Below are 14,903 nucleotides of genomic sequence, written 5' to 3'. Positions count from 1 at the left end.
GCACCTCTCGGGCCAGTCGGATAGTGGATGGTTAACACCTTACAGCGGTCGTCAAGGACGTCAAGCTGTTTGACGATGCTTTCAGTGTTGGAGGTGTCCCCAGCCGGATCGGGTGTCCGAGGGCGCGTCGCCCGATCGCGATACTTGCCGCATCGTGCCGGGACATCGTGCGAGTCGGTGTGGTGAGGGGCTGCTGCCAGTGCTGGGCACCCCAGCGGCTGGTGTAGGTGGGGTCGACCGCGACGACGGCGATGTCCTGTTCGGCGGCCATCGACACCAGCCGGGCCTTGAGCTTCGCGGTCGGGAAGCGGGAGATGGGGCGGCGGAAGCGTTTGTTGCGGCCGTGCTTCTCTTGGCTGGTGCCGTCGGTGAAGTCGAGGTCCCCCATCGAGAGGGGGGCGATCGCGGCCCCCCGCAGCGGCGGGAGTGCAGCAGCCGGGTCAGCACGTGCCGGATCCGTGCATCGCGGTGCTCGGTGCTGCCGGTCACGTCGTAGAAGAACCGTCGCGGCTCACCGACCGGGTTGCCGTGCGTATCGAGGTGCCAGGCGGCGAGGTGGTCGTCGTTCATGTCCACCCCCACCACACCCCGGGCCAGCGCCGCCTGAAGCGGCAGGATGGGGGCGGCGGCGCGCTGCCAGGACGCTGTCACATACCAGCGGGCGCGCAGCACGTCGTGGTGGATGCGGTAGGCCACCGCCCGGTTGGCGGTGGCCCGGTTGACCTGTCGCAGCGAAGGTTGAGCGGTTCTCACCGAAGGTTGAGCGAGTGCTTCTGAACGCCGTCGCTCGTGGGCTCCTGACGGAGGCGCGCCTTCTTACTGTCCCGTATCGGTGAAGCCTGCTGTTCTCAGACGAGTTGGCAGTTCAGCGTGGCTGGTCTCGGTGGTGCATGTGAGCCGGTGCCCGGTTTTCCGACTTCAGGGTGGTTTGGGTCTCATCTGATCTGGTCTGTGTCATCGAACCCTGGATGGTCGTCCCATGAGGGTTCGTGTGGGGACGGCGGTGCCTGAAGGGCCGCAGGGGGTTGAGCACGTTTCCGTGTACGCGGATGCGTCGAGGTACGAGATCGGCTGGGTTGAAGCGGACGGCGGGACGAGACGTCGGCCGTTGACCGAGGCCGGGGATGTCGCTTTCGAGGACGCGCTGCCGGTGCGGGACTTCCCGTCGTACCGCGGCCAGCGCCATTTTCCGGGGCTGTACTGGGCGGTGACGACCGGTCGGCATGTGGGGTTCGAATCGTGGCTGGAGCGGGATCACGCGATGCTGCTCGACTTCGATCCGCTGGTGACGGGGTTCTCCTCGCAGCCGTTCTGGCTGAGCTGGCGGGACGAGGGATCAGGCCGCAGCCGGTCACACGCTCCGGACTACTTCGCGCGGGCTGCGGACGGAAGTGGCCTGGTGGTGGACTGCCGTCCGGCGGACCGGATCGACCAGAGGGCCGCCGAGTCGTTCAAGCGGGCGCGGGAAGCGTGTGACGCGGTGGGCTGGGCCTACCGTGTCGCCAGTGAGATCGATCCCGTCCGAGTGGCGAATCTGCGCTGGCTGGCGGGCTATCGCCATCCGCGCTTCGCCGTGTCGGAGGGGATGACGGCGGCGGTCTGCGCGGCCTTCGCGACTCCCGCACCGTTGCTCGGGCAGGCTGCAACGCTGGGTGATCCGATCGGCGTGCTCCCGGTGGTCTTCCACCTGCTCTGGCGCGGGCTGCTGCGGGCCGACCTGGGCCGTCGCCTGAGTGATCGCACCGTGGTGATGACCGGGGAGGCGGGCCGGTGACTGCCTCGGGGCCTCGTGGAGTGCTGCGGGTCGGTGACCGGGTCCGGTTCGACGGACAGGTCCACCTCGTGGCGGGTCTGGCCGGCACCACGGTGCGGCTGCAGGGCGAGTCCGGCGGAGCATCGTTGGTGCTGTTCTCCCATCTGCTGGCGGCGGACGGCTTCGAGATGCTCGACTCCCTGCCCGAAGCGCCGGGGTTGCCGTCGTTCGGACTGCTGGACACCGTTCCCGAGCCCGCCCTGCGGCGGGCCCGGTTGCTTGAGCGGCACATGGTCGAGATGGAGACCGGACTGCTGCCCGGCGCGGAGCCGACCGCCAGGCCCCGGCCCGAGTACGACCCGAAGTGGCGCACGGTGAACGAACGGATCGCGGCGAAGGCGGAGGAACTGGCCGCTCTCGGGACGCCGATGACCGCCCGGACCCTGTTCCGGTTGCGGGGCTGCTGGCGCGAGCAGGGACTTTGGGGGCTGGTCGACCACCGTGCCACCCGCGTCTCCAAGCCGACCGGGCACGCGGACGAACGGCTGGTCACCGCCATCACGGAGGCACTGGCCGGGCAGGAGAAGCTGTCCACGGGAACCCGGAGCCGGGTGCTCCGCGAGGCTGAGCGGATCCTCGTCGAGCGTCACGGTGAGGGAGCCGTCGAGCTGCCTTCACGGTCCACCCTCTACCGGCTGGTGCGGTCCCTGTCGGAGGGGATGCACTCCTTCGGCACTGCCACGGCCCGCCGGTCACGAGCCCGCCGCCCGCAAGGGGTGTTCACCCCGTCGAAGGCCGCCCGGCCCGGCGAGGTCGTGCAGATCGACACCACCCCGCTGGACGTGCTGGCGATCCTGGACGACGGCGTGACGGGCCGGGTCGAGCTGACCATCGCGGTCGACGTCGCAACACGGACGATCTGCGCGGCCGTCCTGCGGCCTGCGGGCACCAAGGCCGTGGATGCGGCTCTACTACTGGCCCGCATCCTGGTCCCCGAGCCGATGCGGCCGGGCTGGCACGACGCTCTTCGGATGTCCGTCTCGCTCATCCCGCACGCGCGGCTGATGAGCGTGGATGCCCGCCTGGAACACGCCGCCGCGAAACCGGTGATCGTCCCGGACACCATCGTGGTCGACCACGGCAAGGTGTTCATCTCGGAGACGTTCGTGACGGCCTGCCAGACCCTGGGCGTCTCCGTCCAGCCGGCCCGGCCCGCCACCCCGACCGACAAAGGCGTGGTGGAACGCACCTTTTCCTCGATCAACACGCTGTTCTGCCAGCACGTCGCCGGCTACGTCGGCTCCAACCCCACCCGGCGTGGTGAGGACGTCCAGGCTGTTTGGACCCTGCGAGAACTCGCCGACCTCTTCGACGAATGGGTCGTTGCCCGATGGCAGACGAGGCCCCACGACAGCCTCCGCAGCCCGTTCCTGCCGGGCCAGGCTCTGTCCCCGAACGACGTCTACGCGATGCTTGTGGCCCGCAGCGGACACCTGCCGGTCTGCCTGACCGGCGACGACTACATCGAACTCCTGCCCGCGGAGTGGCGGAAGATCAACGACTACGGCGTCGTCATGGACTACCGCACCTACGACTGCCGCGACCTGGCGCCCTACCGGCGCCAGCCTTCTGGCGTCGACCTCAAGGGCGGCCTCTGGGAAGTCCACTACGACCCCTACGATCTGTCCCACATCTGGATCCGCGATCACCGGGCAGGCGGCTGGATCACCGTCCCCTGGACCCGGCTGGACTCCGTCTCCGCCCCCTTCGCCGACTTCACCTGGCGACACGCCCGTTCTGTCCTGGCCGCCCAGGGCGCCGACGACACCGACGAAGGCGCGATCGCCGCAGTTGTGGAAGACCTGCTCACCCGGGCTCAGAACGGCCCGGACCGCAAAGTTGCCGCCCGCACCCACGCGGCAGCCAGCCACCCCGTTCACCCTGGCCTTCGGCCTGCCCTCCCCGAAGAACCGCAGGAAGGCCCGGAGGACGAGGACCAACCAGTCGGCAAGGTCATTCCCTTCGGGGTCTTCGACGCCTTCACCGACGGGAGCCGTCCATGAACCCGCCCCCGGACGCCGGGCAGGAACCAGAGGACGTCCACCCGCTGAGCACGAAGGAGGGCTGGGCATGCTTCGTCGCCGAAGAGACCATGCCTCCCGAGGTGCTCTCACCCGCCGCAATTCAGCGTCTGAGTCCGGACCAGCGGACTGCCCGTGAGCGTGAACGCGAGGACTATCACGCGCAGTTGGTCATCGTCCGCACTCCCACGATCCAGCACGTCACCACCACCGGCCGCAAGCGGATCCTCCTCAACCGTCGCCAGCAGTCGGCCCGCCGCGGACTGATCGTCAGCGGGCCCGCGGGCACGGGAAAGACCACCGCGATCACGCAGCTCGGCAAGAACTACGAACTCCTCGGCCGCCGCCGCGGCGAAGTCGGGCACCAGGCCCTGCCCGTCGTCTATGTCACCGTCCCGCCCGCAGCGACACCCAAGATGCTCGCGGTCGAACTCGCCCGCTTCATCGGCCTGCCGCTGCCCAGCCGTTTCAGCCAGGTCGACATCACCAACCGCGTCTGCGACCTGCTCTGCAGCAGGAGCTGCCGCCTGGTGCTGATCGACGAGCTCCATAACCTCGACATCCGCACCAAGACCGGCGCCGAAGCCTCCGATCAGATCAAGTATCTGTCCGAGCGCATCCCGGCGACGTTCGTCTTGGCCGGAGTCGATGTTGAGGACACTGGGCTGTTCACGGGCCGCCGCGGCGGGCAGATCGCCAGCCGCTACACCGAGATCACCACTCGCCCCTTCCCCCACAAGACGGCCAAGGACAAAGAAGCCTGGCAGTCCTTGGTGACCACGCTGGAGGAGGCCCTACGGCTTTATGCCCACCGCCCGCAGACCCTCCTCAAGCTGAGCGCCTACCTGCACGACCGCACCGGGGGCATGATCGGCAGCCTGTCCCACCTCGTCCGCGAAGCCGCACTGGACGCCATCATCAGCGGCACAGAGAAGATCACACGCACCGGACTCGATGAAGTCGAACTCGACCGGGCCGTTGCACAGCAGACCAGACGCCGTCCCTCGACTCCCGCGACGAGGAAGGCCAGTTGAGTACACACCCGCGCATACTGCCTGTCCCCCTCTCGCCAGTGCACCGCGAGACGGTCGGCTCCTATCTGAACCGGCTCGCGGACGCCAACCGCCTGCCGGTCCGCTATCTGGCCGGTCTTCTCGGTCACAACCGTCATCACCGCCGTGACGACAACCGCACGGACCACTGGACCCCACGGGCCCTGCTCGGACTATCCGCCCTGACCGGCCGGGCACCCGCCGAACTCGTGCATGCGATGCCAGCTCTCGCCGAACTCAGCGAGGGCCAACGAATCGGTCCACGCCCGAGCACCGGCCACGGCGATGCCCTTCACCGTCCGGCATGCCGCCCCTGCATGGCCCGGCGCGGAATCGACGGCCTCGTCGTCCGCGAGACCCTGCCCCACGAAGCAGTCTGCCCACGACATCACCGCTGGCTCCTGGGCGACGAGCAGCATCTCCTCCGCGTTCTGCCCGACGTTCGCAGAGCCAACCAGCGCCACCGGCGACTCACGAGCCGCCGCAGGGGCTCCGCCCCCGAGCAGAGCTACCGCACCGCACGTGACAGCTTGCTGAAGTGGTTCCACACCGCCGCCGAGACACAGCTCCAACAGCGGTGGACGGACCGGATTCATCTCCTCGGCGAAGACATCTACGGAGACCCACTCCGCCCGTCTCCGAACCGCATCGAGATCGCGACCTACCCCGAAACGGTCATCCTCACCAGCCTGCTCTCATCACCGCACTGGCGCGATCACCAGGAATCGGCCCCGGAGATCGCACGCCGGTTCCAGCTCAAGGCAGGGAGCCGCGAGCTGGCAGCCCTCCAGAAACTGGCAACTTCCCTGAGACCGAGGCTCTCCCTGTCTCAATCAGACTGACAACCCGCAGGTCAGCGGTCCTACCGCTTCCACCCTCGTTGACCCACGAAGTCCTGGTCGAACCCGCCGCACAGCCCCTGACACATCAAGGTGCGGCACCGTCTCACTCCAAGATGACAACTCCCAGCTCAGAGCCAGGCAGTCCACCAACCTCATTGAGAACGGACACTGACGGAGGCGCGCCTTCTTGCGCAGCTAGTGCCCCGGCACTAGGCAGGAACGGCGACGCCGTTGAACGTCGTCTCGGGCTTCTGAGGGCTGGTGAACCGGGCGTTGACGAGATACAACCGGTCCCCCCAGCGGGCGGCAGTGGTCGGAACGTCGAACCGGGGATCGGTGATCGTCCGCTTCAGAGTGGCGGTGGTGGCCTTCGCGTCGAGGTCCCACACGCTGACCAGGCTCTGCCGGTTCCGCGTGACGTAAAGGTCCCACACGCTGATCAGGGTCTGTGGGTTCTGCACGACGTACAAGGTGCGGCCGATACGGAGCAGACCGTCACCGTTGGCGACATTTGCCTGGCCCTTCAGTGTGATCTTCTTCGCCTCACCGGTCTTGAGGTTCACGTTGTAGAGCTCGCCCGGCGTGCTCTTGACGACGATCAGGCCGCGGCCGTCGGGGGTGTCGACGATGCCATTGGCGTTGTTGACGTCGGGCGTCTGCGTCCACTCACCGCCGAGCGGCAGGCTGCGGACTTCGCCACCACGGCCCCGAGGTACGCCGTAGAGTACGGCGTCGCGCGAGTCGGTGAACCAGGCGCGGTCGCCGAGGAGGATGACGTCATTGATGAACGGGGCGGCGTTGTCGGTCAGTTGGTACGTGGCCTTGAGCTTGCCGCTACGGGAGTCGACTATGCGCGCGGTGCCTCCGGCGCCTCCGGCGAGGTAGAGCAGACCGTCGCGGTCCAGCTTCAGGCCGATGGATGCCGTGCCCGTGGCTCCCTCGAACAGGACGCCGCCCTTGCCGGTGCGCAGGTCGGTGCGGTAGACGGCGCCGTTCGCGCGGGAGCCCATGTAGGCGTACGGCTTTCTGCCGATGGTGATGCCCTCGGGCAGCCAGCCGTCCGGGAGCGGGAACTCAGTCGGCCACGCACTCGTTACGGTTCCGGCGGCGGCACTGGCCGTGCCGGCACCGGCCGCCAGCGTGAGCGCGGCGGCGGCGGCCCCGCCGAGAACGGTGCGCCGGGACGGCCGGGCTTGGTTCGGGGACATGTTCTGGGCCTCCATGAAGTGGGGGGTGGGACCTCAGCGAACTGGTAATGCACTTGGGGACGTTGAGAACAGGCCGAGCCTAGCGAACCGGCGGTACACCTCGAACCGGCGGTACACCCTCGAACCGGACGCTCCATCCGGCCGCCAGCGCCGTAGGCCGTCGAAGAAGTCCAGGTCAAAGGCGCTGAGCGCGGGGTCCTTGCCGAAGCGTTTGCCGGACTCCTCGTCGGCGGCCAGGAACATCCGCTCCGCCTGCCACCGCTGGCGCCACGCCGTTTCGTCCATGCCGGCCGCCGCCAGGTGGTGGCGGGCGCGTGCGAGGTGTTTGCCGTCGCGCACCATGCGTACCCGGCCCGCCGCCCAGTTCGCCTCCACCACCGCCGTCCGGTCCCTCATGGCCTGCAGGCGGCGGGACTTGGCATGCCACTCACCCCGCGAGCCGTACCCGCGCGCCAGGCCTTCCCGCTTGTCGGCCCTGGCGCCCAGCGGGCGGGCCAGCCGCGCCTCGACCCGTTCGATCTCGCCGCGCAGCCTGGCCATGTGTGCTGCCTGCCCGCGCCGTGCCAGCGCCCACTGGTCATGGTGGCCTTGGTGATGCTGCCCGCCCAGCGCGCCGACGACTTCCCCGTCAGCTCCCGCTTGCGCACCGCCCACCCGGCCGCATCATGCGCCAGCCCCTGCCGACACCGCACGGCGAGATCACCGGCCGCCAGCGAACCCAGGAACACCCCCACCTCAGCCAGTACCGCCGCGTCAGCCTTCGACACCCGCAGCCGGTCCCGGACGGCCACCCGGCGGGACCGGGCACCACGAACGGCGCCGCCAACTCCCGCAACCCGCCCACCCGCGCCCGGAGTTCGAAGACCCCCGTCACCGCAGTCAACGAGCACCACCCGCAAAGGTCACCCGTTCGACTCAGGAACTCTCGTTCCCACCGGAAAATCAGCCCAGAACACGCACCCCTGGCCGAAGAACATCCATGGCGCACCGCGGACGACCCGCCCCACACCTCCGGCCCCAGCACTCACTCAACTCGCTGCTGAGCATTACCGACCGCCAGCCCGGTCAGCCGTACATCGCCACGCGGTACAGAGTCACAAGCGCGTCGTCGATGGGGTGGGGCTGCGGCTTGCCGGAGGAATCGAGCCTGTTCCACCTCTGCAGGTTCACCGCGACGGACATCTGCCGTTTGCCGTCGGCACGGGTCATGGCCAGCGCTCCACCGCCCCATACCGTGCCGCCATGGCCCCAGAAGGTGCCCTGGCCGGGCCCCTCCATCGGGTGCAGGCCGAGGCCGTAGTCGATGGTCTTTCCCTCTTGGGAGACGACCGGGACGGTACGTTGCATCTGCGCCAGCGACGACGGACTGACGATCTCCCCGGCCAGCAGCATGCCGAAGAAGCGGTTGAGGTCCGTGACGGTCGATATCAGCGAGGCCGACGGCCCCACCCATGACATGTCGTAGACGCTGTAGTCGCGCGGTGGGTCGATCATGCCGAACCATGCCTCGTAGAGCTGCGAGTGCGGCCCGCTGACGTGCGGTCCGGCGGGGAGTTCGGTGTCCCGGAGCCCGGCGCGCTCGATGACGTGCTGGGTGATGTACCGCTCGGCCGTAGTGCCGGTCACCTGTTCCAGGAGTTCGCCGAGGAGCAGGTAGTTGGTGTTGGAGTACACCCCCGGAGCACCGCCCGGGGCGCCGACGGCAGGTGCGGTGACCCCCATCTCGATCAGTTCCGCGGGGTCGAACCGCGTGAGCCGGTGGTCGTCCAGGCTCTGGGGCCCGGTGTCCGCGAGGGCGGGGTACGCCTTGAGGGAGGGGTAGGCGTACGGGAGATACTCGGCGAGGCCGCTGGTGTGGTTGATCAGCATCCGGACCGTGATCGCGTCACCGCGTTCTCCGGGAACCAGCTTCGGAAGGTACCGGCCGATCGGTGTGTCGAGACCGATCTGACCGCTCTCGACTTGCTGCAGAACTGCGGCGGCGGTGAAGGTCTTGGTGATGCTGCCGACTCGGTGCCGCATGTCGGCGGTGACGGGACGGCCGGTGACAACATCGGCGACCCCGGCGGCGCCGCGCCAGACCTGGTCGCTGTCTCGCACCTCGGCGAACAGTCCCGGTATCCCGGCGCGGTGGACGTTTTCGATGGCTGCGTTCAGTGCCGCGCAATCCAGTGGGTTCTTCACGTCATGCGTCCTTTCGTGTTCCCCGGGGCGAGCTCCGCATCGGTCGCCTGACCCGGACAACAGGGCACGAGTGGCATGCCGGCCCGCCCGGCCTGCCTATGCCCCCCATTATGCACGCGGTGCGTGCAACACCGAGTGCATAGGTTAGGCTGAGATCTGCTGAGGGGAGCAAGATGGCAGGTCGAAGGCGTTGGTCAACCGAAGAGATCCTGGACGCGGCGGCGGAACTGCTGCGCACGAGCGACGCGGATTCGTTCAGCGTGCGCAAGCTGGCTACGGTTCTCGGGACCGATTCCTCCAGCCTCTACCGGCACTTCCGTAGCAAGACCGAACTGCTGCGCGCGGTCGCCGACCGGATTCTTCTGGCCGCGATGGACGGCTACCGCCCCGAGGGTGACTGGAAGCAGCGCATCACGTCTTTGGCCATGCGTGTGAGAGAGGCCTTCGGACGGCAGCCCCAGCTCGCCGCGGTCTGGGGACGCTACGCATCAAGCGGCACCGGCTCCCGGCTGGTCATGGAAGAGGTACTGCAGGCACTGCGCACGTCGGGGCTGCCCGACGAGGAGATCCCGGCGCGCTACCACCGGCTTGCGGTCCTCATCGCCGCGTTGATCGCCTCCGAGGCCGGGGTCAGCACCGTCACCCCCGGAGAGTACGAACAGGGCATGGAGCTGTTCCGCGTGGCGGTTCTGGGCGCCGACCCCGAACGCTTCCCGGCTCTGGCCCACTTCGCGCGCGACGTCCGCCCCCTTGGGGTGGATCGCCGCGCCGCGTTCGAAGAGATCCTCGCCGCCCAGCTGGCCCACATCGAGGCCGCGATCTGCCCGAGCTAGTGCCCCGACAGGCAACGTTCGCCCCGTCGCGACGCCCGGCACGCTCCCCCACTGCCCTAAAGGCGTGGGAGGTGCCCCCACTCGCCGCACCGGCCGAAAGCCCAAGTACGTCCAGTACGAGGGCTTTCGGCCGGCACGCCGAGAGCACGCACCGGACGCCGCTCCTTAACGGGCAAACGTTGCCTGCCGGGGCACTAGCTGCGCTGTCCGGGCAGATTGGTGACGCGGCCGGCTGGGGTTCGGCCGCTGGTTCCGGTATGGGGTCGGTGGTTGGTTGTACAAGTCCAGCCAGCCGGGAAACGCTGTCTGTCGCCAGGTGTTCTTGCTGTAGGCCCAGGCGTTGTCGGTGAACACGCGCTCGACGGTGACGCCTCGGGCGGCGAACCACGCGGCGGCGCGGGCGAGGAAGCCGGCGCAGGTAGGGCGGTCTCGTCGGATGCCGAACGGCTGGCGCGACTGCTGCGGATCGGTGAGCTGTCGTGTTGTACGGGTGCCCAGCGAGACCGAGGAAGCCGCCCGGGACCTGGTGCGGGCATGCGAGGACGCTCGCGGGGACCTGATGCGCGCGCGGCACCGCCCAGTCCGGAGGCGGCTGCCGCCTCACGGTGCGGTGACGGTGGATCTTCGAACTTCGGGCGGAGGTGAACGGGCGGCGGGCTGCGGTGGTTGGCGGCGCCGTTCGTGGTGCAAGGCCCCGCCGGGGTCGCGGTCAGGGACCGGCTGCGGGTGTCGCAGGCGGATGCGGCAATGCTGGCTGAGGTGGGGGTGTTCCTGAGTTCGCTGGCCGCCTGTGATCTGGCAGTGCGGTGTCGGCAGGGGCTGGGTCATGATGCGGCCGGGTGGGCGGTGCGCGAGCGGGAGCTGACGGGGAAGTCGTCGGCGCGCTGGGCGGGCAGTATCGTCACCGTCGCGGTGCTCAAGCCCAACTCGCGGCTGCGGTAGGCGGGCGCCGCCGCGCCCGGCGTGATACCCGTCGCCCAAGTGTCGCGTCAGGTCACCAGGCCTGCCTTGGCGGTAGGCATGAACGACTGCTCGGACGCGGTCGCGGAGGCTTGGTTCGGCGAGGGCGCGGCCGACGCAGCCCTGCGCCCGCACCGCCGGACACGAGACCTGACAACCTGGATGACGCCGGCCGTCAGCGGGTGAGCAGCAACGCGTCGCCCACAGCCCGCTCGGTGCCGTCCGACGGCGAGTTGATCACCTTGCCGTTCACCACCGTGGTGACCGAACCACCGCCGTCAAGGGCCATGGCGCGCACCGCACCCAGCGACTTCATCAGCTCCGCCCCTTCGGCGAGCCCCAATCCGTCGCTGTAGCCGGGCTGGCGGCCGTCCGCGGCGACCAGGAGCACACGGCCCCGCCGGTCGACGCCCAGGAGCATGCGCGGGTTGCGCTTGATGCCCCAGGTGTACGCGAAGGACGGGTCGCCGATCCGTTCGATGCCGTCGGCCCCGTAGTTCACCGCGACCTTTCCGTCGCGCACCAGCTCGGGGCCGCCGTTGACGATGTCGTCCTGCGGGCCGAGTTCGAGCTCGCGGCCGCGCTCGTCCAGGATCCGCTGCCGCACCTTCAGTTCGCTGCCCGGCTTCGCGTGCGTACGCAGCCAGGAGGCTCCTTCACCGACGCCCGCCAGGACGCTGCCGCCAGCCGGCACGGCACCGCCGCGCGGACGCACCTCCCGCACCCGGCCGCTCGCGTCGAGCACCGCCTCGACGCCGTCACCGGCCGGGGTGCGCGCGCCCAACTCGTCGGTGAACTCGACGATCTCGTCGGGATCGGTGCAGGTCACATCGTGCTGCGGCCGCTCGGTCGGGGAGTCGCCGCCGACGCCACCGCAGTTGCGGACCAGGCCGGGCACGCGGTTGACACCATCCACGATCGCGGACGCCCCGGCCGCTCCGACCCTGAGCTCCGTGCGGAGCTTCTTGAACTCCGGGCGCAGACCGTCGCCGCGCAGCACCGCCGCGATCCGGCCGTTGGTCGCCGCGCTCTGCAGCTCCCCGTCGTACGCGGCAATACCGGCCGAGGCGCCCGGCACGCCGTCCTTGCCCTCCATGACGAAGAAGCCCGCGTTGACGCCGAGCAGGGCGTCGTCGCCGACGGCCATGTCGCTCACCTTCTCCCGGCCGGCGACACCCATGCCGTACGTCGCCTTCAGCGCACCGCCGTAACGCTTCGGGTCGATGATCGCCACCTTGACCTGGGCAAGACCGGTCCCGGGCACACCGTCCGCGCCGGTCCACTCGCTGACAGCGTCGAACCCCGCGGCCGCGAGGGCCTGACGCTGCGCCTCGGCCTCGTTCCGGGCGGCGTACTCCCCCACCCGGACCCGCACACCCACCAGCCCCTTGCGGTCCGCACCCCGCGGCCATTCGACCCGCTCACCACGAGCGCTGAACCCGGCGCCACGCAGTCGCTCCGCCAGCGCCTCCGCGCCCTGCTCGGTGGCGAGGTGAGCGCCGCCGGCACGTACCGTGACCGTCCAGTGGTCCGCACCGGGACGGCCCGAGATCCGCCCCTGGTACAGATCGACTCCGGAGGCGAGGCGATCGTGCTGCCAGTCGGCGATCGGCCGAGGAACGGCGGTCGTCGAAGCGGTGGCTGTGGTGGCAGCAGTGGCTGCGGTGTTGTCGTACTGGTCGACGACGACTCCGGGGGCGACAAGTCCCGCCGCGGCGACGGCAACCGCCGACGCCTTCACGGAAACTCGGAACGAACGGCGTACGAGGGCCACAGGCACTCCTAGGTCGCGGACGAGCATCGCGTGCACAGCTCACTTGCACACACTGGGTTGCACACATGACACGGCGCTCGAAACGCGCGTTCATGCTTGGCAAACGCAACTCCTGTGCAGCGAACGCGAGTTCTCGAGCGACGACTGAACCCACGAGTGAATGCCAGAGGTCCGGCCAGTGAACTTGCCTCAGGCCAACCACGGGTGAGTTCGCGTTCGGCGGTGCGGTGCGCTGACCAGGGGCGACGTCGGCCTCAGCCGCCTGCCGCTACCGACCTGCCCAGTCTCCGCAGGTTCCCCCAGCACCTCGAACGCGACCTCGGCGCCGTCACTGCCGGCCTCTCAGCACCGCGGAACTCCGGCGTCGTGGAGGGCCACGTCAACCGGATCAAGTCAGCGAGGCGTCGTAGCTCGTCCATGTTGTCCTGCTCGGTGGCGAGTTCGAGCAGCTGGTCGGTGGCCGCTGCGTTGCCGCCGTCCGAGAGGCGTCGCTGTTCTTCGAAGTTGCCTTGCTGATCCTTCGCCCCCGCGGACCTACTTCTTCAGGCCTGTCGCCGCGCAGTCGGCCGTGAGCTCGGGCGTGCAGATGTCGGAAAGTTTGTACATGCCGTCCTTGATGACCGTGTCCTTGATGTTGTCCTTCGTCACGGCGATGACGGGCACGAGCTGCGTGGGAATGCCCTTGTTGGTGGGGCTGTGGGCCGTTTGGCTGGTGAGGGCGTCGAACTGGATGTTCTTGCCCTGGGCCTTCGTCACAGCCATCCTCGCGGCGTTCTCGGCCTCCTGCGGGTACGGCTTGTACACGCTCATGTACTGCTCGCCGGTGACGATCCGCTGCACCGCCGAGAGTTCCGCGTCCTGCCCGGTGATCGGCGGCAGGTCAGTCACGCCCGCGGCCTTCAGTGCCTTGACGATGCTGCCCGCCAGGCCGTCGTTGGCGGCGTAGACGGCCTTGATGTCGTCCTTGCCGATCTCGTTGATCGCCACGGTCATGTTCTTCTCGGCGTTCGCCGGCTTCCAGCCCTCGGTGTCGAACGACTTGGCGATCGTCACCCTGCCTTCGAGCACGTTGAGCGCGCCCGCCTTGAACTGCTTGGCGTTGGGGTCGGTGGGCATGCCGTTCATCATGACGATCTTGTCGGAGACGCCGGCGTCCTTACCGAGGGCGGTCAGCAGGGAGCGGCCCTGCACCTCGCCGACGAGTTCGTTGTCGAAGGTGATGTACGCGTCGATCGGACCCTCGGCCAGCCGGTCGTAGGAGATGACCGGAATACCGGCCTCCTTGGCCTTCGTCACCTCGTTGGCGATGGCGTGCGTGTCGATGGGGTCCAGCAGGATCACGTCGACCCGGTCGTCGATCATCTGCTGCAGTTGCCGGGCCTGCTTGCCCGCGTCCGCCTCGGCGTTGGCGTACTCGACCCGGCCCTGGCCGTGGGTGAGGGATGCGACATTCGCTTTGATGACGGGGTAGTGGAATTGCTCGTACTGAGGGTTGGACTTCTCCGGCAGCAGCAGACCCACGGTGATGTCGTTGCCCTTGGTCGGGCTCGCGTCGTCGCTGCCCGTCGCGTTGAGCGTGCCGCAGCCGGCGAGCGAGACGGAGATCGTGGCGGCGGCCACGGCTATGGCGATACGACGCATCGGGAGCTCACTTCGGGTGCGATCCGGACGTGGGCGCTGCATTGCGGCCCACCTGACTGAAAAGCCAACGCGGAGGCGACCCCAGCGCCGAGCCCGTATTACGATATGAGAGATGGTGTCTCGCGGTATGCTCTCATGATTCGCTCCGACTGCGACATCCCGACCAAGAACAACAACAGGGCTGCTCCCGCCAGAGCCATGGCATCGGCTGCCGGCGGCAGCGCGACCGCAGCATCCTCTTCCTGAGTCCCGACCTGCCTCACTCGAGGAAGGCCCTGATTTCTGAGCCCGGGCGACAGGGGACCACCGACGATGACTGGCCTTCCTGCCAGGCTCGGCCAATCGCAGCAGCGGCCGCCACTTCAGCGCCGAGGATCAGCTGTCCGTAGTAGCCCTCGTGCTCCGGCTTCAGAACGGCCCGCATCAGCGACTCAAGCCGGTCGACCAGCTTCTCGTACCGGCGCCGGGCCGGCTCGTCCTTCGCGGGGCATCTCGCACAGCTCCCCACCTCTGCCCGCAGCCGTATGTGTGCCATATGTGTGCTGCGCGTACGAAGGCCCTCCTGTCAGACGGAC

At 68.7% G+C, this 14,903-nt stretch carries 10 protein-coding genes and 3 pseudogenes; 6 read left to right on the top strand and 7 right to left on the bottom strand.

Features of this window, described 5'->3' with window-relative positions; all coding sequences use genetic code 11:
* Positions 1-103: 103 nt before the first annotated feature.
* Positions 104-720 (bottom strand): annotated as a pseudogene (locus tag Q4V64_RS55140) (IS200/IS605 family accessory protein TnpB-related protein); the annotation flags it as partial.
* A gap of 388 nt (positions 721-1,108) precedes the next feature.
* Here Q4V64_RS55140 and Q4V64_RS22025 point away from each other — a divergent pair.
* The 4 genes from Q4V64_RS22025 to Q4V64_RS22010 are packed head-to-tail and all read left to right on the top strand — an operon-like array spanning position 1,109 to position 5,728.
* On the top strand, positions 1,109-1,774 hold the full coding sequence (locus Q4V64_RS22025) for a TnsA-like heteromeric transposase endonuclease subunit (protein ID WP_253267553.1): 666 nt from the start codon (positions 1,109-1,111) through the stop codon (positions 1,772-1,774).
* Complete coding sequence (locus Q4V64_RS22020) at positions 1,771-3,816, top strand: Mu transposase C-terminal domain-containing protein (RefSeq protein ID WP_124445746.1); 2,046 nt, start codon at positions 1,771-1,773, stop codon at positions 3,814-3,816. Before Q4V64_RS22025 ends, Q4V64_RS22020 begins: the two co-directional genes overlap by 4 nt.
* On the top strand, positions 3,813-4,868 hold the full coding sequence (locus Q4V64_RS22015; protein WP_172629638.1) for an AAA family ATPase: 1,056 nt from the start codon (positions 3,813-3,815) through the stop codon (positions 4,866-4,868). Before Q4V64_RS22020 ends, Q4V64_RS22015 begins: the two co-directional genes overlap by 4 nt.
* A gap of 38 nt (positions 4,869-4,906) precedes the next feature.
* The gene (locus tag Q4V64_RS22010) at positions 4,907-5,728 is read left to right on the top strand and encodes a TniQ family protein (RefSeq protein WP_253267552.1); all 822 of its coding nucleotides are present in this window, start codon (positions 4,907-4,909) and stop codon (positions 5,726-5,728) included.
* A gap of 209 nt (positions 5,729-5,937) precedes the next feature.
* Here Q4V64_RS22010 and Q4V64_RS22005 read toward each other — a convergent pair whose 3' ends face one another.
* The 3 genes from Q4V64_RS22005 to Q4V64_RS21995 all read right to left on the bottom strand — a co-directional run bounded on the left by Q4V64_RS22005 (position 5,938) and on the right by Q4V64_RS21995 (position 9,120).
* On the bottom strand, positions 5,938-6,936 hold the full coding sequence (locus Q4V64_RS22005) for a superoxide dismutase (protein WP_124441410.1): 999 nt from the start codon (positions 6,934-6,936) through the stop codon (positions 5,938-5,940).
* A 33-nt stretch (positions 6,937-6,969) separates the two neighbouring features.
* On the bottom strand, positions 6,970-7,476 hold the full coding sequence (locus Q4V64_RS22000; RefSeq protein WP_253267087.1) for a hypothetical protein: 507 nt from the start codon (positions 7,474-7,476) through the stop codon (positions 6,970-6,972).
* Positions 7,477-8,001: 525 nt separating this feature from the next.
* The gene (locus Q4V64_RS21995; RefSeq protein WP_124441411.1) at positions 8,002-9,120 is read right to left on the bottom strand and encodes a serine hydrolase domain-containing protein; all 1,119 of its coding nucleotides are present in this window, start codon (positions 9,118-9,120) and stop codon (positions 8,002-8,004) included.
* A gap of 173 nt (positions 9,121-9,293) precedes the next feature.
* Here Q4V64_RS21995 and Q4V64_RS21990 point away from each other — a divergent pair, with 173 nt between their 5' ends.
* Positions 9,294-9,953, top strand: coding sequence for a TetR/AcrR family transcriptional regulator (locus tag Q4V64_RS21990; RefSeq protein WP_124441412.1), 660 nt, complete (start codon positions 9,294-9,296; stop codon positions 9,951-9,953).
* Positions 9,954-10,147: 194 nt separating this feature from the next.
* Here Q4V64_RS21990 and Q4V64_RS21985 read toward each other — a convergent pair.
* Positions 10,148-10,373 (bottom strand): annotated as a pseudogene (locus Q4V64_RS21985) (IS481 family transposase); the annotation flags it as partial.
* A 237-nt stretch (positions 10,374-10,610) separates the two neighbouring features.
* Here Q4V64_RS21985 and Q4V64_RS21980 point away from each other — a divergent pair.
* A pseudogene (locus tag Q4V64_RS21980) lies at positions 10,611-10,853 on the top strand (IS200/IS605 family accessory protein TnpB-related protein); the annotation flags it as partial.
* A 235-nt stretch (positions 10,854-11,088) separates the two neighbouring features.
* Here Q4V64_RS21980 and Q4V64_RS21975 read toward each other — a convergent pair.
* On the bottom strand, positions 11,089-12,654 hold the full coding sequence (locus Q4V64_RS21975; RefSeq protein ID WP_216377634.1) for a phosphodiester glycosidase family protein: 1,566 nt from the start codon (positions 12,652-12,654) through the stop codon (positions 11,089-11,091).
* 567 nt (positions 12,655-13,221) lie between these two features.
* Entirely contained in the window at positions 13,222-14,328 is a 1,107-nt protein-coding gene (locus Q4V64_RS21970) for a substrate-binding domain-containing protein (RefSeq protein WP_124441414.1), read from the bottom strand.
* Positions 14,329-14,903 lie beyond the last annotated feature (575 nt).

The sequence above is a fragment of the Streptomyces sp. NL15-2K genome, from assembly GCF_030551255.1.
Lineage (GTDB): Bacteria > Actinomycetota > Actinomycetes > Streptomycetales > Streptomycetaceae > Streptomyces.
This window is presented reverse-complemented; position numbering and strand designations above follow the sequence as displayed.